Here is a 20,528-nt window from a genome sequence, read left to right as displayed (position 1 = left end):
TATGAAGAATAGATAATTTAGAAACGCCTTAATGTTGAAATTTAACATTAAGGTGTTTTTTTATGAAGAATTTTACCTATTCAATTGTTAACTAAATGTTATGATGAAGGTAACAATGAAAGTAGGTGGTATTCTAATGCAAGTACTGGAACTCATAAATAAACAATTAAATACAAAAGAAGATAAAATTGCCATGTATATTGATGAGATGCATATATCTTATAACGATTTATTGATAGAATCTGAAAAAATTGCCACAACGTTAATACAATATCCAAAACATATCATGATTGGTATTTCGATGAAAAATCCAATTCAGTTTATAAAATGGTATATTGCAGCTTTAAAGTGTGAACTTATACCGTGTGTCCTTGATCCTCATATATCTGAAGAGAAAAAGTATGAATTATTAGTGTTATATCGTATTCCATTATTAGTAGATGACAATAATAAGGTTATATATCGACAAATAGAAGTTAATACATCAATACCTCAAGATATTTTACATATTGGATTTACTTCTGGGACGACAGGCATACCTAAAGCGTATATGAGAAATCATCAATCTTGGGTTCAATCATTTAAATATAATGAAGACTTACTCAAAGGTCATACAGACATTATTATAGCACCTGGACCACACGCACATTCATTAACACTATACGCTATGATATATGCGTTATGTACAGGTAGAACATTTATTGGCCAAAAGAAATTTAATACACAAATTCTAGATAAATTAATCAATATTTTTAATGAAAATCAAACGATGTTTATTGTGCCTACAATGCTATATAGTTTATTGAATCATAACGTTCATTTAATGAATGTTTCGAGTATTTATTCATCAGGTGCAAAATTATCTACACAAATATTTGAAAAATTTAAATATAAGTATCCTGATATTGATTTAATTGAATTCTTCGGAAGCTCTGAAGCGAGTTTTATTAGCTACAATATTAATGGACAAGCAGATTCAGAATCTGTAGGTAAACTATTTCCATCTGTTCAAGTACAAATTAAAGATAAAGATGAAAATAATATAGGCAGGTTATATGTCAAAAGCGACATGACATTTAGTGGTTATTTAAATGGAGAAGTCTGTGATGAGTGGATTAAAATAGGCGATTGGGCATCAATTTCTGCAGACCAAGAACTACGCTTATATGGACGAGAAAGTGACCGTTTAATTATTGGCGGTAAAAACGTATATCCAGAGATTATTGAGCAAAAATTATTAAATCTAGATATAGTTAATGAAGCAATTATTATAAGTAGGCAACATAATAAATTCGGAGAAATAGCAATTTTATTATATAAAGGTAAAGATCATTTGCAATATTTAAGCATGAAAGCGTATTTGTTAGCGTGTGGGTTAAGTCGTTATGAAATACCATCTCGAATGATACGAGTTAAACAGATGAAATATACATCTAGTGGCAAGATAGCGAGATATAAGATGAAATCTATTTATGAATTAGGAGGAAAAGCATGGAACCAGTTATTGTAGCTGCAAAACGAACGCCATTTGGTAAATATGGCGGTATTTTTAAACAATTAGAACCCGAAGTACTCTTGAAACCTTTATATGAATATTTATTAACTGATCATGCTGAAGCACTTGAACATTTAAGTGAAGTTGTTTTAGGGAACGTAGTAGGAAATGGAGGAAATATCGCTAGAAAGTCTTTGCTAGAAGCAGGTTTGCCGGTTGATATTCCTGGTGTCACAATAGATAGACAATGTGGAGCAGGATTAGAAGCGGTAACTTATGCTTGTAGAATGATTCAAGCAGGTGCTGGTGAAGTTTATATTGCTGGTGGTGTTGAAAGTACAAGTCGAGCACCTTGGAAAATCAAAAGACCACTATCAGTTTATGATGCACCAGAATTTTTTGAGCGTGCTTCATTTGCGCCTGATGGAGAAGACCCTTCAATGATTGAAGCGGCTGAAAATGTTGCGCAAGTATATCAAATCTCGAGAGAAAGCCAGGACGAATTTGCATATAATAGTCATCAAAAGACAATAAAAGCTATGGAAAAAGGTTATTTATCAAATGAAATTTATCCAATAAAAGTTGGAAATGAATGGATTCAACATGACGAAGGCGTTAAACCTAAATTAACTTTAAGAACGTTATCACGTTTAAAACCACTTATTAAAGATGGGACTGTAACAGTAGGTAATAGTTGCATGAAAAATGACGGTGGGGTATTACTTTTAATTATGAGTAAAGAAAAGGCGGCTGCTTTAGATTATCGCGAAGGACTGGAATTTATCGATAGTTCTGTTAAAGGTGTTGATCCAAGATTGCTAGGTATAGGACCAGTACCTGCAGTTGAAAGTTTATTAAAGCATACGCATTTAACAATGAAAGATATTGACGGTGTTGAATTTAATGAAGCATTTAGTTCTCAAGTACTTGCTTCAAAAGATATGTTAAATATTCCAGACGATAAATTTAATTTGTATGGTGGAGCCTTAGCTATTGGACATCCATATGGAGCGAGTGGTGCAAGCCTCGTTACACGTTTATATCATATGAAAGAAATTGAGACATCGATAGCAACAATGGGAATAGGAGGAGGCATGGGACATGCAACATTATTTAGAAGATGGAATCGAAATAATTGACGTCATTTTCAACAATGAAGATGTCGAAGCATATAAAAAAATACTTCCTATAGAAAAGGATGCACCTTCAGTACCAGTATTATATTTAGCAAGTATATGGCCAAAATTTTCAATGTTTGAGCGTTTTTTAGGAAAAGAGATTTACTTAAAAGAAACCTTAGTTGAACAGTTTAAAGCATTAGATGTTGATACAATTTATAAAGCAAAATTAAAAAAAGAGAAAATAAAAAAAGTGAAGTCGTTTACGATTTATGAATTTAGTTTGACGATTACAAGTGGAGATGACATATACACTCGACTTAAACAAATGTTCGTTGGAAAGTGAGGTATAGCATGAAATTTGATATTAGTCTTGTTAACAAATATTTAACTATTATTCATGATTCAAATCCAATCCATCAAGAAATTGTACCCGGCCAACTTGTATGTGAATGGTTGTTAGAAGATGTTGAGTGGCAACTTTATACTGTGAAATACAAAAATCCAATTTATATAGATGAAACATTAGAAAAAGCATTTCAAGAAAATAAAATTAAATGTATCAATCAACAAGGGATGATAAAGATTATAATTGAAAAAAACCGATATTGAGACTAATTACAGCCTCAATATCAGTTTTTATTTAACGTAAAATCTGCTAGAATCTAGTTCATCTTTAAATGCTTTTTTTTCTTTTGCTGATTTTTTATTAAAATCTTTTAAGAATGCTTGGTATTTTGGAAGTACATCTTCAGTAGAACCAAATTCTTTTAGTATGCCGCCTTCAATCCAAGCTATTTTTGTACAAAAATCTTTAACTTGATTTATATTGTGACTGACAAAGAAAATAGTCTTGCCAGCTTCTTTAAATTGATTCATTTTATCTAAACTTTTCTTAGTGAATGTTTGGTCACCAACAGATAATGCTTCATCAATTACAAGAATATCTGGATCGACGGTAACATTGATTGCGAAACCTAATTTAGATTTCATACCGCTTGAATATTTCTTAACAGGTTGATATATAAATTCACCTAATTCAGAGAATTCGATAATTTGAGGTGTAAGTTCTTTAATTTGTTTTTTAGAGAAACCAAGTAATAACATCTTGTATTCGATATTATCTATACCATTTAATTGAGTGTTTAAACCAGAGTTAATTGCGATAACGTTAACATCACCGTGGCGTTCGATTACACCGTCTGTTGGTTGAAGTGAACCACCAATAATATTACTTAATGTCGATTTACCTGAACCATTAATACCAACTAAACCGATAATATCGCCTTCATACGCAGTAAATGATATATCCTTAAGCGCGTAAAATCTTTGTGATTGATGCTTCGGTAAAAACACATCTTTTAATCTGTCTTTATTATTACGGAAAATTTTATATTCTTTTGTTAAATTATTAATGATAACTGATTCTTTCATATGTACTTCATTCCTTATAATTATTAACATTTCTATTATGCATTATTTTATGAGTTTAGTAAATTTATTGTAAATTCTGTTAGAATCATGTAAATTATATATGTTCTATAATTATGAGATTAACCTAAAGTTTAATATATCATCTATGCTCATTTGATGCTATATTAAAGATTAAGTTATAAATGTCTTAGCGAGAGAGTGATATTCATGCATGCTGTTTTTACAGTGATAAAAGAGCACGTCAAAAACTTTTATTTGATTCAAAGATTAGCACAATTCCAATTAAAAATTTCGAATCATGATAATTATTTAGGATTAGCTTGGGAACTGATTAATCCTATACTACAAATATTTGTATATTGGTTTGCATTTGGCTTTGGTATACGTCAGAATGCACCGATAAATGGTGTGCCGTTTATCTTATATTTATTAGTCGGTATTAGTATGTGGTTCTTTGTAAACCAAGGTATTCTTGAAGGAACTAAATCAATAGGGACTAAGTTTAATCAAGTTGCAAAGATGAATTTCCCTTTGTCTGCAATACCTGCCTATGTTTTAACAAGTAGATTTTATGGTCATATTATTTTAGTTTTAGTTATTATTTTATTATGTATACCAACTGGCATTATACCTTCGATTTATATTTTACAATTATTTATATATTTACCTTTAGTGTATATGTTTGCATTTTCAGTTTCTTTATTAACTTCCACTTTAGGTGTTATTATTCGAGATACACAAATGGCGATGCAAGCTATTTTGAGAATGCTATTTTACATGTCACCAATTCTTTGGATACCAGAAAAAGGTTCAGTTATTGAAATGATTATGAAATTAAATCCAGTATTCTTCTTTGCAGAAGGGTATCGATCAGCAATATTATATGATAATTGGTACTTCGTAGATCATTGGCAATTATTACTTTATAATATATGCGTAACAGTGTTATTCTTTGTAGTAGGTGCAATATTGCATGTTAGATTTAGACAAAGATTTGCTGACTTTATTTAAAATGATTAATAAATGAAAAGGCTGAGACATCAATGATTGTCTCAGCCTTTATCTCAATATAGAGCTTCTCATGGTCAATTTTTTTAACTTTAGTAAATTATACGTAAGGAAGTGTCAATGTGGTAAGAAGCATAATTAAACAAGTCTATCTTTCTATTATTTTTGTATTTAATAAATTATTCAAAAGTAATGTGAAACGTAAAAATGTCGTGGTATTTATGACATTTAAAGAAGATGTGTTACCTATAATCGAAGCATTAAAGAAAGAACAATATCATATTACAGTTATTGCGCATCCAAAATGGATTGATTTTTTGAACGATTTAGAAGTAGATAAAGTGATCAATTTAAGTAATAAATATGTCTTACAACAGTTAAAAGCCATTAAAAGTAGTAAAATAATAATTATCGATACTTATTATTTATTATTAGGCAGTATCAGTAAAACGCCAGAACAAAAAGTTATACAAACATGGCATGCTGCCGGAGCCTTGAAAAAATTTGGCTTAGAAGATAAAAGTATTAATCTTGAACATAAACAACTCATAAAAAATTATTTATCAGTTTATCATTTTACAGATTATTATTTAGTAAGTTCAGATATTATGAAAGACGTCTTTATTAAAAGTTTAGATGCCAAACCCAATCAAATATTACCATTTGGATTACCAAGATTAGACCAATATAAAGATAAACATGAGTATCCTAATAAATCTAAAAAAATAGCTTTATATGTTCCTACATATAGAGATTATACAAATGAAATTCATACGATAGATAAACAGAAATTTGAAAAAATGTGCCCTGAATACGAACTTGTGACTAAATTACATCCAAGCATTACTTCACATGATTCAGATTCGAGAGATATACAAGATTTAGTTGAAATGGCAGAAATCATTATTACAGATTACAGTTCACTTAGTATTGAAGCGGCACTTTTAAATAAAACGATTATTTTCTATAGTTATGATGAAGCAAAGTACGATGAAATGAGAGGCCTCAATCAATACTATTATGAAATGACGAAAGAGAACAAAGCTTATGATTTAGAAACGCTTTATAAACTTGTGAATCTGAATAAAATTAATAATAAAATTAAACCAATGTGGCATCAGTATACAAACTTCGATGCAACTCAAAAGTTAGTTGATTTTATAAACAAAGGAGCTTAACGATATGGAAGTAAGTGTCATTATCCCTATTTATAATGCAGAAAAAACAATAGAGCAAACCATTAAATCAATTAAGAGTCATTATGAGCATGAAATTATTTGTATTAATGATGGATCAAAAGATAATAGTGCAGATGTAATTAGCAAAATTAATAATCCTAATATTGTACTTGTGAATCGAGAAAATAAAGGTGCTGCGGCAACGAGAAATGAAGGCATCAGTATCGCCAAAGGTAAATATATTATGTTTTGTGATGCAGATGATAAATTAGGTGAAGATATTATCGACAAAATGGTTGATGCGATAAAAAGAAATGATACAGATATCGTGGTCGGTAAGGTTTCTCATTTAATTGGTGATCAGATTAGGCCGATTCAAACATACAATGATTTAAAAGCTGTAGATCGTACGACATTAAACTTAACTCCAGAAGTTACGCAGTCTATAGGTCCTTATGGTAAATTGTACAAACATGAAGTATTAGAAAATATTAGATTCGATGAAGATATTACTTTTTGTGAAGAGCATACCTTTAATTTGAAAGCTTGGTCAAAAAGTCATATTACAATATTAGATGATTCAGCTTATTTATATAACATAGGCGTTGAAGATTCTATAGTAGCGACAAGTTACAAAAATATTGAAAAATACTTAAATGATGCCACTGAAGTTAGAAAAAGAACAATGGATATCTTAAGTGATTTAAAAGAAAAAGTGAGTAACTACTATAGTTATAGAATGGATTATCTCATTATATACTTTTTAATTCGTAATAATTTCATGAAAGTAGAAAACTTAAATCACGTTATTGAACCAGCAATTAAGTATTTACAAGTCGTTCAACAACTTGAAACGAATAGCGTGAAAGATTTGAAAGATCTCGTATTAACAATTGCTGCGAATTACAATTTTGAAAGATTTAAAGTAGTGGCAAGTAATTTAGATATGCAAATTGATAAAAAAGCTTACCGTTCATATAAATTTAAGCAATTGAAACTAAAAACAAAAATGAACTTAAGAAACATCAGAAATAAAAGTAAAAAAATATCTCATTAAATATTATGAAATTTTAAAAACTACTAACAAACGTAAAATATTGTTAGTAGTTTTTGTTGTATATAGATGAATTTATAATTAAAATCGATATTTACACTAATTAAATATTTATTATACATACTTTACATCAGTTAATTGTTTGATATAATTTATAATTGCATATCAAACTAATTTAAGATGGAGTTTAAAAATGAATAAAAATATGATTGATATAGAAAGAAAATTTAGACCTGAAATTGAAGGTTTAAGAATTATTGCGGCTTTATTAGTCGCTATTTACCATATTTGGTTTGGTAAAGTATCTGGTGGGGTAGATGTTTTCTTCGTTGTATCTGGTTTCTTGATCACAACATCTATTATATCTACAATTAATAAAACAGGAGAATTTAAGTTTTGGCCATACATATCTAAATTAATGAAGCGGTTATTTCCACTGGCATTTATCATTATATTAGTCATATTGGTATTAAGCATATTCTTCTTACCATCAACCATTTTTGATAAAACAATGAAAGAAGTCGTTTCATCTATGTTCTATTATCAAAACTGGCAATTGGCATTGAGTAATACTGATTATCTAGATGCACAGCAAATGAAAAGTCCGCTAGAACATTATTGGGCAATGTCCATTCAAGGACAGTTCTATATCATTTGGTTCTTATTATTTACAGGTGTATTATTCATAATCAAAAGATATGATTTATCAAATGGTAAAAAGTTAATCAATTACTTACTTGGTTTTATATTTGTTGTATCATTTGCATACTCAGTTTATTTAACTGCTGTAAATCAACCTTTAGCATACTTTATTACATTTACGAGAGTATGGGAATTCGCATTAGGTGGTTTGCTTTGTATTAACTTAAGCAGAATAAAAATTAGTAATTTAACAGCTGAAATTATTGGATGGATTGGTCTTATTGGTTTAATTTTAACAGGGGCTATATTTGATGTATCAACAATGTTTCCAGGTTATATTGCTTTATGGCCTATGACTTGTGCTTTACTGATTATTTTATCAGGTAATAAAGATACTAAATATGGTGTTAAGAACTTCTTATCTATGCCGATTATGATTAAACTAGGTGGCGTATCATTCGGAATATATTTATGGCACTGGGTATTACTGTCATTCTACAAATACAATATTTCAGAAACACCTGGTATTATTTCAGGAGTACTCATAATTGCATTATCTATTGTTTTTTCATTCATTACGACAAAATATATTCAAACACCAATTAGAAGTGCAGAATTAAATAAATTAGCATTCAAGAGAATTGGTATTATCGCACTAGCTAATATCATATTAATCGCTGGTTTAGTCTCTCATAATGCCTATGTGAAAATGTCTGCCGATAAAGAACTAGCATCTAAAGATTATCCAGGTGCACTAGCTGCAACATCAAAACAAAAAATTAAAGAAAATGATCCTAAGCCTGAATTCGGTAATGTGTTTGATGATTTACCACAATCACACTTAGATGATTCAAACCAAGGATTAAAAAATCAGATTTAAAGATTGGTACTTACGGTAAGAAAAAAGACTACAAAGCAACAATTGCTTTAGTAGGTAGTTCACATTCTGAACATTGGTTAGGAGCAGTTATTGAAGCGGCTAAAGAGCATGATTACAGAGTGATTAATATCACGAGATCAGGAACAAGATTCTCTACTGGTTATGATGATAATTCATTAAAAGGTCAATGGGTTAAAAATGTCGAAAACTATTTAAAGAAATCTGATGATATTGATCTAGTGTTATCACATGTTACAGCAGCTGACTCAAATAGCGATAAGATTCAACAACAAATGGTAGATGAATTATTAAAAGTTAAAAATGATTATAATATTGAAGTAATGGCAATAAGAGATATTCCAAGATACGAGTTTAATGTTTCAGAAGAACTAGAAAAATCTGGTGAAAAAGAAACAATTAAACTTATGAATAAAGGGAATAATCAACAAGATTCTTCATATTGGAAAAAACTATCAGAAACAAACAAAGATTTACCGAAATTCGATCCATCTGAATACTTTAAAGTGAATGGTGAATATAGACCTATAATAGGTAACATTGTCGTGTATCGAGATATGGACCATATGACAAATACTTATTCAGAAACTTTCGGACCTATTTTAGGTAAAGAAATTAAATCTGTCGTTAAAAAATAGAGAGTGGTCAAAGTCCACTCTCTATTTTTATATTTTTTGTTTAAGTATGTCTCTAAAAATATGTTTTAGCATATTCTCTAAATCACTTTGATAAGGTTCATTCAGTTTATTGCTTGCGATAGAAACGATATATTGATCGTTAGAGAATGTCACAAAATCATTATGATAAAATATACCTCTATATCTTTGATGATACGGGTATCTATAAAATCCATATCTATATGAGCTTGGAAAAATATGCGTATCAATCTGTGAAAGCAAAATATCAGTAGATGATCCATTTAAAATTTGTTTATTTTTGAATTGATTAACAAGCTTAGCCATATCATCTGTTGAAATATAGACATTACCAGCACCATCATATTTATCTAAAGTTAAAGGATGATGGTATATAGACTGATTATTAATAACTTTATAGCCTTTTACCATATACTGTTGGTGATTGATAGAATCATATCGAGCAGTATATTTTAAATGGGCTTTATTAATAATGAGTTCATTTAGATTCTGCTTATAAGATTTATGTGTAGCATTTTCTATAACTTTAGCTATTGTAATGTAATTAGCATCATTATAAAAATATTTATGATAATTTTGAGAGACAACGCCATTTAGCTTAATACTTTCTATCGCGCCATTTAATCCTCTAACGGTAGGTGGGAAATTTACTTTAGCTAAGCCACTTCTATGCAACATTAAATCCTTAATAGTTATGGGGTATATATTTTGGAAATTCGGAATATATTTATTAACATTATCGTTTATATTAATAACACCTTGTTCTTCTAATTCTCTCAACATTAAACCAGTTATAAATTTATTAGCTGAACCAAGAAGATACATCGATTTAGCATCATTTAAAACACCATTCTCAATATCTCTAAAACCATATGCTTTACTCATAATGGGGCGGTTATTTTTATAAATCGTTATATTTCCATTAAATCCTTTAGATTTTAAGTATTTATCAATATCATTAGATTCGTGAAAACTTTTAGACGAAGTTTGTTTATTTTGAACTTGTTTATTCTGGCTTTGTTGTTTTTGGATATATGACTCAGCTTGTTCTTTTTTTGCTTCACGATGTTGATAAATATCTTTTACAACAATGATAAGACATACTACGAGTAAACCTAATATTAGTTTATATATTTTCTTCATGTTTTTCTCCTGATGTTTTTACATTATATTACCACGAATTGAAAATATTTACATTTAATATCATAAAAAAGAACACAATTAAGTGTTCTATTCATTACCGTAGAGTTCTTTTTTAATTTGAGTTGTTGAAATACCTTCTGTTCTCTTAAGGTATATCACTTCACAATGATCTTTTAGGAAGTCAAATTCGCCTTCCCAATCATGACCCATTAAGAATGTATCAACATTATACTTAATAACATCGTCAGTTTTTTGTTCCCAGTTATTCTCTGGAATAACTAAGTCAACGTATCTAATAGATTCTAACATCATTTTTCTTTGTTCATAATTATAGTATGATTTTTTATTTTTTAATTTATTGAATTCATCTGTCGATAAAGCAACAATTAGATAATCTCCGTATTGTTTAGCTCTTCTTAAAAGTTCTATATGACCGTAATGTAGTAAATCATAAGTTCCATAAGTTATTACTCTACGCATTATTTCACCCCATTATTTTATATGTTTAATCATAATATATATAAGTATTATTGTAAACTATTTGCAAAGTTTGTAAAATTATTATGAAGGCAATTGTAAATATTTTAATAATAAATGTTTTTTTACAATATGATATGTGACATTAGTTTTAATTTATAATTCATTAGTGTATCATGATAGAATATGTTAATTTAGTGTAAATTATGAATTAGAGGAGTATTTATGGAAGAAAAATTATTTCTGATGACAGAAAACTCATTTAAAAGTACGATTATATATTTTAATAATAAGGAAGAAATTGATTATACAAATAAAGAGAAACTACTTTATTATTTTAACAAAGTTTTCAATCCTCTATTTCCTTATAAATTTGACTTTATACTAAAAAATAGAAATGGTTTGTCAATTTTGTTAAGAAAAATTAATTATAACACTTCTAAAAAAAGTGTATTTAAATATATGGAGATTAAAGCTATGAAACGCGGGGAATATAAATATAGTTATATGATTTCCCAATTTCGTAAATATTTATCTACTATTCGCTCTAAACATTATGCTGCAGATATATGTCCAGGTAAATTAGACAAAACAATTGTATATGAATCATTTAATGGTAAATCATTTACAGATTCTCCAAGAATGCTTTATTTCTATTTAAGTGCTGCTTTACCTGAATACAAACATGTAATGGTAACAGATAATCAAGATTTAAAAGAAAAACTAAATGAATCTAACATTGATACTGTTGAGAAAAATTCAAAGCAATATTTTAAGATCTATCAAAAAGCTAAAGTGTGGATTGCTAATACGAGGTTGTCACCACAGATAGAAAAGAAAGATAATCAACTATATATTCAAACATGGCATGGTACACCTTTAAAGAAATTAGCTAATGATCAAACGGTTATTTCAATACCAGATGTCACGCTTGAAGAATATATTTATGGCTTTAATAAAGAAACAAGTAGATGGGATTTCCTCATATCACCAAGTGAAACTGCAACTGAACGATTTAAATCTGCTTTTAATTTAAAAGATGAACAGATGTTGATGCTAGGTTATCCAAGGAATGATGACTTAATTCAGTTAAATGATGAAAAATATATTCAGCAACTCAAACAAAAATATGAAATCCCTTCTCATAAAAAGGTTATATTGTATGCGCCGACATGGAGAGATAATGATCGTACAGATATAGGTAAATACAATTTTAAATTGAAGCTTGATTTAGATGCTTTTAGTAAAGAGTTGTCTAATGAATATGTATTACTCATAAGAGCACATTATTTAGTATCAGAACATTTAAATTTAGATGATTATAAAAATGTGTATGATTTATCAGATGCTAATGACATCAATGAATTATTCTTAATGAGTGATGTATTAATCACAGATTATTCGTCTGTTTATTTTGATTACGCGAATCTACGCAGACCAATCTTATTTTTTGCATATGATAAAGATGAATATGCTAATGATATTAGAGGATTCTATTTACCTTATGAATCAGATCTACCAGGACCAGTCTTTGAAACAAGTGAAGCATTAATTGATTATATTAAATCAATGCAATATTTAGACATACCTCAATCAGACACTTATAAAACATTTAATCATAAATATAATCAACTTGATGATGGAGAAGCAACTAAAAGAGTAAGTGAAAAAATCATACGTACTCTAGATAAAGAAAAGGAGTTTCATGAACAATGAAAATATTAAATATTTATCAAGAAAGTGAATTATTAATCTTCGAGTTTGATCAAACATTAGATAATATTAAAAATGTTTATATAAAAAATGAATTTGATGAAATAATGGTTCCACAATCAAACATCAAAAATAAATTTAAAATTAATTTAAATGAAGTCTTGGAGAAATTTTCACAATATGATAGAGAAACTATCTTTATTTTACTCGAAAAATCTGATGGCATTACGCAATCCATTCAAAAAATAAACATAAAAAAATATGAATATAATATACAAAACTTTGAAACAATCAATAATGATGAAGTGACTATTACCCCGTATATTACTAAAAACGGAATTATACAATTCACATTAAAACCAGCATTACCAGTGTCTACTTATTTTGCAAGAAGACATATAGATAAAATTATTATAAATAATAAACAAGCATTTTTAAAAGGGAAGTTCTCGATTCAAAATTCAACACTTGAATATGCTCATTTAAGAATCACTTCAAGGTTAAGTGAAAATGTAGTTGAGATCCCATTAGAACCTACTGTATTTAATGTATATAAGAAACTAAACTCTACAAGTTATGATTTTGAAATTGATATTTTAAATGAACTAAAGCAGTATTTAGAAAATGATTTTGATTCAGAAGACATTATCGATATTTTCCTAAGTATAAAAGTAAAAGAATTTAAAAATGTAATTGATGTAAAATTAGGTAATCCTAGAATTATGGTAGAAAGATTTGCTAAAGGTGAAGTATCAATTGATCTTGGTCAAACAGTAAAAACGGCTATACCATATTTCACGATGAAGGGTAGAAATTTATCGTTTAGAATTAATGAATATGCAAAAGAAGACTATGAAGCGTATAAAAAATTAATGCATGACTATCCAACATTAATTAAAAATAATTTGAATAAAAATAAAGTTTGGGTAATTGGTGAAAAATCATATAAAGCTCAAGATAATGGTTATCACTTCTTTAAATATATGAGAACTGAACATCCTAATGAAGAAGTATATTATGTTATAGATAAAAACTCTGAAGAACGAAAAAATGTTGAACCATATGGAAATGTTATTGATTTTAAATCAAAAGAACATTTCGAAGTTATGATCAAAGCAGATGTGATTTGCAGTACACATCACACAGAATTATTATTCCCAAGTCACGAAGCAAGTTATGTGAAAAAAATTAGAGCTAAACGCGTCTTCTTACAACATGGTGTGTTAGGTGCTAAAAACTTAACACAAATTAATGGTAAACAATTGAAAGACTTTAACGTTGATATGTTTATCACAAGCTCTAATCGAGAAAAACAAATCGTCAATAGAGATTTATTATTTGATTCATATCAGGCGAAAGTTACAGGTCTTTCAAGATTTGATGAATTATTTAAGGAAAACGTAGAAGTTAAAAATCAAATCTTAATTATACCTACATGGCGTGACTGGATAACAAATATTAATAGTCTTTTAGAATCTGATTATCTACAAAATTATAATGACTTATTGAATAGACCAGAATGGAAAACAATTGCTCAATCCAAAAATGTAGATATCATATTCTGTTTACATCCTAATATGCAAGCATTTGTTGAGTATTTTGATATACCTGATTACATTAAAGTCATTAGACAAGGTGAAGTAGATGTTCAATTACTTATTAAAGAAAGTAAATTGATGATTACAGACTATTCAAGTGTTGCATTTGACTTTAGTTTCTTAGAAAAACCAGTTATTTACTATCAATTTGATAGAGATAGATTTATCGGAAGATTACCATCACATTTAGATCTTGATAAAGAACTACCTGGTAGAATTGTTGATAATGTTGAAGAAGTTATAGAAGCGGCTAACCATTATGTTGATAACGACTTCAAGAATGAACAACAAATTATCAACAAAGCTAATAACTTTGTAGCATACAAAGATACAAACAATTCACAACGTATTTATGAAGAAGCTAAATCATTTAAACGTAAAAATATCATTAAAGATGCATTAAAATATGACATTCTTTCACAACATGTGTTTAAACGATTTAGAAGACATAAAAAATACTTTGATATAATGTCTCATATGAATAAATTCCTTGTAAGATTTGGGAAAATAGATGAAAAATTAATTGTGATAGAAAGTAACTTAGGTAAACAAGTTACAGATAGTCCTAAAATGATTTACGATCAAATTAAAGCGCTCGATAAAGGTTATAAGATCGTATGGGTATCCAATAAAATATATCCATTTGATGATGAAAATGTAATAACGGTTAAACGTTTAAGCCCAAGTTATTATAAATATTTATCATTAGCTAAATACTGGATTAATAATCAGAACTTCCCTCACTATATTGAGAAAAAGAAAAACACAACATATATTCAAACATGGCATGGTACGCCATTGAAAAAAATGTTAAATGATGTTGATGACTTTAAAGGTAGAGATGAAGGTTATATTGATAGAATTAATCGTTCAGTTTCACGATGGGATTATTTAGTTTCGCCAAGTCCGTACGCGACGAGTTGTTTTAAATCTGCATTTAACTTTAAAAAAGAAATGCTAGAAGTGGGCTATCCACGTAATGATATCTTCTATGAAAATGAAAGTGATATTGAAGAAAAACAACATATTATCAAACGTAAACTTTCAATTCCTAAAGATAAAAAAGTGATATTATATGCACCAACATTTAGAGATGACGAAGTATCATCTGCGAAAAAACATTTAATTAATTTAAAATTAGATTTACATCAAATGAAAGAAAAACTTGGAGACGAGTACGTACTTCTCTTAAGACCTCATATCATTATTAGTAATAATATTATTATCGATAAATCATTAGAAGGTTTTATCTATAATGTTGCGAGCTACGAAGATATTAGTGACTTGTATTTAATTAGCGATATTTGTATTACAGACTATTCATCTGTAATGTTTGACTATGCTAATACACAAAAACCATTACTCTTCTTCACATATGATTTAGAACATTATAAAGATAATTTAAGAGGATTCTATATGAACTTCGAAGACGAAGCACCAGGTCCATTGTTGAAAGACAATGAAAGCTTAATAGATGCTATTCTAAACATAGAAACGGTTAATGAATCATATAAAGATAAATATGATAAATTCTATGAAAAATTCTGTTCATTTGAAAAAGGAACAGCGGCGAAACAAATTGTAGATAAATTATTTTAAATAAACAAGAAGCAGAACTGACGCTGTAATTGTGTGTCAGTTCTGCTTTTTATTATTTATTCGTTAATTTTAAAGAAAGGTTTCCATTTATAGTAGGGTAGAAAACACCTTTTTTATCCGTTAAATTAATTTTCTTATCATAACCAAATTTAATATTTAAATGCTTAAATCCATCATATACAATGATACAGTTATAAATTGCTGCTGGTTTATTATTGATTTCAGTTTTAGGTATTGAGATGGTTAAGAGGTTATCTTGGACATCTATATTATCAATAAAAATATCATCTTTGTAATCTTTTCGAGACATAAGAGACAAGTTACGTATTTTGTCTGTATCTAAACCATCTATTTCAATTTGTATTTTGATGGATTTGTCTACTTCAGCTATGTTTAATAACGTTGCCTGTTGAAATGGTATTGTGAATCTTTCATTAGCATCAGTTAATATTGTTTGTTGTTGCTGCTTTTGAATGATTTTAGGTTGTTTTTTCAGCCAAGTAAAGAAATTGATAAATGACTCAAAATCATTATTTTGAATAAACTTAATTGAGTCTGTATATTCTTGACTGATTGTTTGAATGATATTTGTTTTTATATATGATTGATTGAAAATCTCATTCAGTTGTTTAAAATACCGAACTTGTTTTTGTTTATCACTATTTAAAAATACATGACTATTACAACTTTTCAGTAAATCGTATTCTAAAAATCGATTTAACAATCGAATGTTTTTAGCGTTTGATTCTTGTTTTAGTAAATGCTGAATAATTTCTAAATCTGAATCACGTTTTTCATAGAAATCTACACCTGTTGTAAGTGACTCATTAGATGTTGTTCTGTCAATAATCGAGCAATTATCCGTCACCGTAGATACATCATTAATATAAGGACTCAAGTATGTGAAAAACATTTTATCTTCCCCGAAATGTAAGTTTTCCGGGAACTTTATATTGTGTTTTTTAATATGACTTAGTTTAATAAATTTTGATGGCGGACCAAAGTGATTATATATATATGGGATGTCATTGATGTTATAATTATAACGATTATCATTACTCATAAATCTAGCATGTATAGTTAAAGAATGGTCATTTTGACGTAACGTTCTACCAACAATCATGTCTGATTTAAGAAGTGCATCGTCGTTAGCAATTCTTGCTAATATATCTGTTGCTAAATAATCATCTGCATCTAGAAAATAAATATATTGGCCTGTTGCTTCTTCAATACCGATATTACGAGGTTTTGAAGGACCACCTGAATTTTCGTCTAAAATGATAACTTTGATATTTTTAGCTTTATAGTTTTTAATTAAGTTTTGAGTATTATCTGTAGAATGATCGTCTACAATGATGATTTCATAATATTTTTTATCTAGTGATTGATTTAATATTGAATCGATTGCACGTTCTATTTTAGCTTCATTATTATATGATGTGACAATAATAGAAAAAAGCTTTTTACTTTTGAATAACATAAATTAACTCCAATCGTTTAAAAAAATCAAATTGTATAAACAATGTGGCATATTTGTCTCACATTGTTTATATAATGTAATATGAATAGAAAGTGAAGTCAATTTATTGTATTAACTTAAAATATATGAGGTGTAAAATGATTAAAATTATAAATGTTCATGACCAGTATAATTTAAAGAATTATTTAATTACAGAATGTCATGAAGAAAATCATATTATTTTAATAGATAAATATACGCAAGTTAGGGAAGACGTATTAAACAAGTTAGAATTGGATAACCAATCTTATATTGTTGATTATACAAACAATGGTTATTATACAAACGATAGTAGATATATGGGCAAGGCATTTATTACAGTTGCTGATTGGTTTAATAATATAACGCTTCAACCAAATATTATTTTCAAAAAAGATGATCTATTATGGCTAATTTCTAATTATAAGTGGGAAACGATATTTGATATCACATTAAATGCGATTTTTCACTTGGATGAAATTAAGATTGATCCTCACGTTATATTTGATTATGTTCATCAAAGTAAACCAAGTGCAAGCTGTTTAGCAGCATTTAAAAATGAAAGTCTCAGATTTGAAGAAAAATTCTATTTAAACAAAATTGCACTTTTAAATGGCATTACACCAATATTTAAGGCGAAAGAAACACGCCTTCCATCTATCGCAAGAACAATTGATAAAGTCATGTTAAAATCACATTTTCAATTACCTAAAATTGCGTATCAAAAATTAAATAATACAGCACTACAAAAACAAATAAAGACAATTAATATTTATGACAAAGATCAGTCGAAAATCAAGCTACATATTGTATTTTTAGGTTTCGATTATGGTTACAGAGGTAATTCAAAATATTTATTTGAATATTTAATAAAGCAACACCCTAAATATACGGTTTACTTTATTACGGACGAAGAAAAAGGTGATCACTTTGTTTCTCCTTCTCATTCTGATACGAAACAAATTATAGAGGAAGCTAACGTAGTGATACTTGAAAGTTACTTGCCAGATCATTTTAAACCTAATGGTACAATCATTCAGTTATGGCACGGTACACCTTTAAAACGACTATTCTTAGATAGCAAAGAACCTAAACAAAATATTGATATTTATAATTATCGAGCACGTAAATATAATAAATTAATTAAACAAGATTATTTTATAACGGATGTAGAATCTATCAATGGAGTGTTTAAATCTGCATTTCCATTGGAAGAAACAGAAATTGTTGCATGTGGTTATCCTAGAAATCAGTATTTATTAGAGCAACACTCAAATTCAAATGAAATAAATAAAATCAAACAACAGTTAAATTTAAATACTGATAAGGAAACAATTCTCTATACGCCGACATGGAGAGATAATCAAGAAGAAGAGTTTTTATTAGAATTTACAGATGAGATGAAAGCGAAATATAACATTATTTATAAATATCACGAAGAAGATCATGCCAATAAACAGCATAATTATATCGATACAACACAGTTTGAAACACAACAATTACTACTTGTTTCTGACATTGTAATCAGTGATTACTCTTCAATCGTGTTTGATGCATTAACAATTGATAAAAAAGTGTATTTATATACACCAGATTTTAATAATTATGATTATAACCGTGGTTTATATAAAGAAGTTTATGAAACAATCAATGATAATCAATATTTTGAACAGTCATTATTGTTTAATGCAATTATGAATAACGATTATCATACGATTAGTGACCAATTTATCAACAAAAATAATCAGTCATACGAAACTATCACGCAATTGATAGAACAAGCTATGGACTGAAAAGGGGGGATTTATATGAAATCTTTTACATTTTTAGTTCACAATATTTATCATATGGGTGGGACGACGAAATCGATTTCTAATTTGGCAAATAAATTAAGTGAAAAGGGTCACTCTGTTAAAATATTGTCAGTATTTAAAGCGAGCGATGCACCTTATTTTAAGTTGCATGAAAATATAGAAATTCAACCCATTATTGAATATAACAAAACCATCAAAGGTTTGAAAAATATATTTGTAAATAGAATCAATAAGTACACTCCTTTTTTGAGTCCTAAAATTATTCATCCGTCTGAACCTGGACTTCATCAATTTTCAAGTCATATTGAGCAACATATTGTTAAAGCCATTCAGAATGTGAATACAGATATTATTGTAGGTACACGCGCAAGTTATAATATACTTGTTAGCAAATATGCTAGTCAGTTGGTATTTAAAATTGGTATGGAACATATGTATTTACATGCACATGATGAGCAATATCAAAAAGATATACTTAAAAGTTATGAACAACTTGATTTAGTTACGACATTAACTAAAGAGGACCAACAAGATTATCAACAAGGTTTAACATACACTAAAGTAATCATTGTTCCAAATATACTAAAAGAAACTCAATATAACGTAGATAAGCACAATACAATTGTTGCTGCAGGTAGATTTGAGCGTGAAAAAGGGTTTGATTTGTTACTGGATAGTATCAATTTAATTCAAGATACAATGCGAAAATATCAATTTCAATTAGATCTATATGGTGATGGACAAGAAAAAGAACAATATCATCAATTAATTAATCAATATAATATTCAAGATATTGTGAAGCTTAAGCCTACTACTAACTCATTATCACAAGTATTAGCTGAAAGTAAAATTACGGCTGTTCCATCGAGAGTTGAAGGTTTTGGACTTGTAATATTAGAGGCCATGTATCAACGAAATATTGTTATTAGTTATAAGGGCTGTTATGGTCCAGAATTTTTAATTGAAAATCAAAAAAATGGTTATTTAGTAGACTATCAAGATGCTAAAGAATATGGAAAGCAACTTGCATATGTCATTGAAAATTATGATCATCATGATGTTCAAAATGTCATTCAAAAAGGTCTAGAAAGAAGTAACGATTTCGATGATGATGTCATTTATGAGCAATTCATGAAAGATTTAAACAAGCACTTTAAATAAGAAGTAACCTCAATCCCTAACAAGCCAATTGTTAGGGATTTT

17 protein-coding genes are annotated in these 20,528 nt (G+C 28.3%); 13 read left to right on the top strand and 4 right to left on the bottom strand.

The features are described 5' to 3' along the window. Window positions 1-136 precede the first annotated feature (136 nt). Genes MUA60_RS11065 through MUA60_RS11050 form a run of 4 tightly spaced genes read left to right on the top strand, consistent with a single transcriptional unit; the run spans window position 137 to window position 3,225 of the window. The gene (locus tag MUA60_RS11065) at window positions 137-1,510 is read left to right on the top strand and encodes an AMP-binding protein (RefSeq protein ID WP_262648280.1); all 1,374 of its coding nucleotides are present in this window, start codon (window positions 137-139) and stop codon (window positions 1,508-1,510) included. Continuing rightward, complete coding sequence (locus MUA60_RS11060) at window positions 1,492-2,634, top strand: thiolase family protein (protein ID WP_262648279.1); 1,143 nt, start codon at window positions 1,492-1,494, stop codon at window positions 2,632-2,634. Before MUA60_RS11065 ends, MUA60_RS11060 begins: the two co-directional genes overlap by 19 nt. Further along, window positions 2,597-2,959: a hypothetical protein gene (locus MUA60_RS11055; protein WP_262648278.1), complete on the top strand. Its 363-nt coding sequence runs from the start codon at window positions 2,597-2,599 to the stop codon at window positions 2,957-2,959. Before MUA60_RS11060 ends, MUA60_RS11055 begins: the two co-directional genes overlap by 38 nt. 8 nt (window positions 2,960-2,967) lie before the next feature. Continuing rightward, window positions 2,968-3,225, top strand: coding sequence for a hypothetical protein (locus MUA60_RS11050; RefSeq protein WP_262648277.1), 258 nt, complete (start codon window positions 2,968-2,970; stop codon window positions 3,223-3,225). A 27-nt stretch (window positions 3,226-3,252) separates the two neighbouring features. Here the strand turns inward: MUA60_RS11050 and tagH are convergent, their stop codons facing one another. Continuing rightward, the gene (gene tagH / locus MUA60_RS11045) at window positions 3,253-4,047 is read right to left on the bottom strand and encodes a teichoic acids export ABC transporter ATP-binding subunit TagH (RefSeq protein WP_262648276.1); all 795 of its coding nucleotides are present in this window, start codon (window positions 4,045-4,047) and stop codon (window positions 3,253-3,255) included. Between the two features lie 207 nt (window positions 4,048-4,254). On the opposite strand from tagH, the gene MUA60_RS11040 reads away from it, so the two are divergent. From MUA60_RS11040 to MUA60_RS11020, 5 genes are all read left to right on the top strand, one after another. Next, window positions 4,255-5,058, top strand: coding sequence for an ABC transporter permease (locus MUA60_RS11040; protein ID WP_262648275.1), 804 nt, complete (start codon window positions 4,255-4,257; stop codon window positions 5,056-5,058). A 119-nt stretch (window positions 5,059-5,177) separates the two neighbouring features. Beyond that, the gene (locus tag MUA60_RS11035; protein WP_262648274.1) at window positions 5,178-6,233 is read left to right on the top strand and encodes a CDP-glycerol glycerophosphotransferase family protein; all 1,056 of its coding nucleotides are present in this window, start codon (window positions 5,178-5,180) and stop codon (window positions 6,231-6,233) included. Between the two features lie 4 nt (window positions 6,234-6,237). Continuing rightward, complete coding sequence (locus MUA60_RS11030; protein ID WP_262648273.1) at window positions 6,238-7,290, top strand: glycosyltransferase family 2 protein; 1,053 nt, start codon at window positions 6,238-6,240, stop codon at window positions 7,288-7,290. Window positions 7,291-7,480: 190 nt separating this feature from the next. Beyond that, window positions 7,481-8,809 (top strand): acyltransferase family protein, encoded by a 1,329-nt coding sequence (locus MUA60_RS11025; RefSeq protein WP_262648272.1) that lies wholly within the window; start codon window positions 7,481-7,483, stop codon window positions 8,807-8,809. Next, window positions 8,791-9,465 carry an SGNH hydrolase domain-containing protein gene (locus MUA60_RS11020; protein WP_316964820.1) on the top strand — a complete coding sequence of 225 codons (675 nt, stop codon included), beginning with the start codon at window positions 8,791-8,793 and terminating at the stop codon, window positions 9,463-9,465. The genes MUA60_RS11025 and MUA60_RS11020 overlap by 19 nt, the downstream gene beginning before the upstream one ends. A 27-nt stretch (window positions 9,466-9,492) precedes the next feature. Here MUA60_RS11020 and MUA60_RS11015 read toward each other — a convergent pair whose 3' ends face one another. Together MUA60_RS11015 and tagD are read right to left on the bottom strand one after the other, a co-directional pair. After that, window positions 9,493-10,626 (bottom strand): serine hydrolase domain-containing protein, encoded by a 1,134-nt coding sequence (locus tag MUA60_RS11015; protein WP_262648271.1) that lies wholly within the window; start codon window positions 10,624-10,626, stop codon window positions 9,493-9,495. An 87-nt stretch (window positions 10,627-10,713) separates the two neighbouring features. Next, on the bottom strand, window positions 10,714-11,106 hold the full coding sequence (gene tagD, locus MUA60_RS11010) for a glycerol-3-phosphate cytidylyltransferase (protein ID WP_232157918.1): 393 nt from the start codon (window positions 11,104-11,106) through the stop codon (window positions 10,714-10,716). A gap of 222 nt (window positions 11,107-11,328) precedes the next feature. Between tagD and MUA60_RS11005 the strand changes: the two genes are divergently transcribed. Together MUA60_RS11005 and MUA60_RS11000 are read left to right on the top strand one after the other, a co-directional pair. Next, a complete protein-coding gene (locus tag MUA60_RS11005; protein WP_262648270.1) occupies window positions 11,329-12,819 on the top strand; it encodes a CDP-glycerol glycerophosphotransferase family protein in 1,491 nt (496 codons plus the stop codon). Continuing rightward, window positions 12,816-16,013: a CDP-glycerol glycerophosphotransferase family protein gene (locus tag MUA60_RS11000; RefSeq protein ID WP_262648269.1), complete on the top strand. Its 3,198-nt coding sequence runs from the start codon at window positions 12,816-12,818 to the stop codon at window positions 16,011-16,013. Before MUA60_RS11005 ends, MUA60_RS11000 begins: the two co-directional genes overlap by 4 nt. A gap of 52 nt (window positions 16,014-16,065) precedes the next feature. Here MUA60_RS11000 and MUA60_RS10995 read toward each other — a convergent pair whose 3' ends face one another. Beyond that, entirely contained in the window at window positions 16,066-17,493 is a 1,428-nt protein-coding gene (locus MUA60_RS10995) for a glycosyltransferase family 2 protein (protein ID WP_262648268.1), read from the bottom strand. A 137-nt stretch (window positions 17,494-17,630) separates the two neighbouring features. Between MUA60_RS10995 and MUA60_RS10990 the strand changes: the two genes are divergently transcribed. Continuing rightward, window positions 17,631-19,304 carry a CDP-glycerol glycerophosphotransferase family protein gene (locus MUA60_RS10990; protein WP_262648267.1) on the top strand — a complete coding sequence of 558 codons (1,674 nt, stop codon included), beginning with the start codon at window positions 17,631-17,633 and terminating at the stop codon, window positions 19,302-19,304. A gap of 15 nt (window positions 19,305-19,319) precedes the next feature. Beyond that, entirely contained in the window at window positions 19,320-20,486 is a 1,167-nt protein-coding gene (locus tag MUA60_RS10985) for a glycosyltransferase (protein WP_262648266.1), read from the top strand. Window positions 20,487-20,528: the final 42 nt, after the last annotated feature.

It is taken from the genome of Mammaliicoccus sciuri, assembly GCF_025561425.1.
Lineage (GTDB): Bacteria > Bacillota > Bacilli > Staphylococcales > Staphylococcaceae > Mammaliicoccus > Mammaliicoccus sciuri_A.
This window is presented reverse-complemented; position numbering and strand designations above follow the sequence as displayed.

Excerpts from the sequence above, each read along its gene's own strand:
- MUA60_RS11025 (WP_262648272.1), top strand. The coding sequence starts at position 7,481 with ATGAATAAAAATATGATTGATATAGAAAGAAAATTTAGACCTGAAATT.
- MUA60_RS10990 (WP_262648267.1), top strand. The coding sequence starts at position 17,631 with ATGATTAAAATTATAAATGTTCATGACCAGTATAATTTAAAGAATTAT.
- MUA60_RS11005 (WP_262648270.1), top strand. The coding sequence starts at position 11,329 with ATGGAAGAAAAATTATTTCTGATGACAGAAAACTCATTTAAAAGTACG.
- tagH (WP_262648276.1), bottom strand. The coding sequence starts at position 4,047 with ATGAAAGAATCAGTTATCATTAATAATTTAACAAAAGAATATAAAATT.
- MUA60_RS11015 (WP_262648271.1), bottom strand. The coding sequence starts at position 10,626 with ATGAAGAAAATATATAAACTAATATTAGGTTTACTCGTAGTATGTCTT.
- MUA60_RS11040 (WP_262648275.1), top strand. The coding sequence starts at position 4,255 with ATGCATGCTGTTTTTACAGTGATAAAAGAGCACGTCAAAAACTTTTAT.
- MUA60_RS11000 (WP_262648269.1), top strand. The coding sequence starts at position 12,816 with ATGAAAATATTAAATATTTATCAAGAAAGTGAATTATTAATCTTCGAG.
- MUA60_RS11065 (WP_262648280.1), top strand. The coding sequence starts at position 137 with ATGCAAGTACTGGAACTCATAAATAAACAATTAAATACAAAAGAAGAT.
- MUA60_RS10985 (WP_262648266.1), top strand. The coding sequence starts at position 19,320 with ATGAAATCTTTTACATTTTTAGTTCACAATATTTATCATATGGGTGGG.
- tagD (WP_232157918.1), bottom strand. The coding sequence starts at position 11,106 with ATGCGTAGAGTAATAACTTATGGAACTTATGATTTACTACATTACGGT.
- MUA60_RS11050 (WP_262648277.1), top strand. The coding sequence starts at position 2,968 with ATGAAATTTGATATTAGTCTTGTTAACAAATATTTAACTATTATTCAT.
- MUA60_RS11055 (WP_262648278.1), top strand. The coding sequence starts at position 2,597 with ATGCAACATTATTTAGAAGATGGAATCGAAATAATTGACGTCATTTTC.
- MUA60_RS11030 (WP_262648273.1), top strand. The coding sequence starts at position 6,238 with ATGGAAGTAAGTGTCATTATCCCTATTTATAATGCAGAAAAAACAATA.
- MUA60_RS11060 (WP_262648279.1), top strand. The coding sequence starts at position 1,492 with ATGGAACCAGTTATTGTAGCTGCAAAACGAACGCCATTTGGTAAATAT.
- MUA60_RS10995 (WP_262648268.1), bottom strand. The coding sequence starts at position 17,493 with ATGTTATTCAAAAGTAAAAAGCTTTTTTCTATTATTGTCACATCATAT.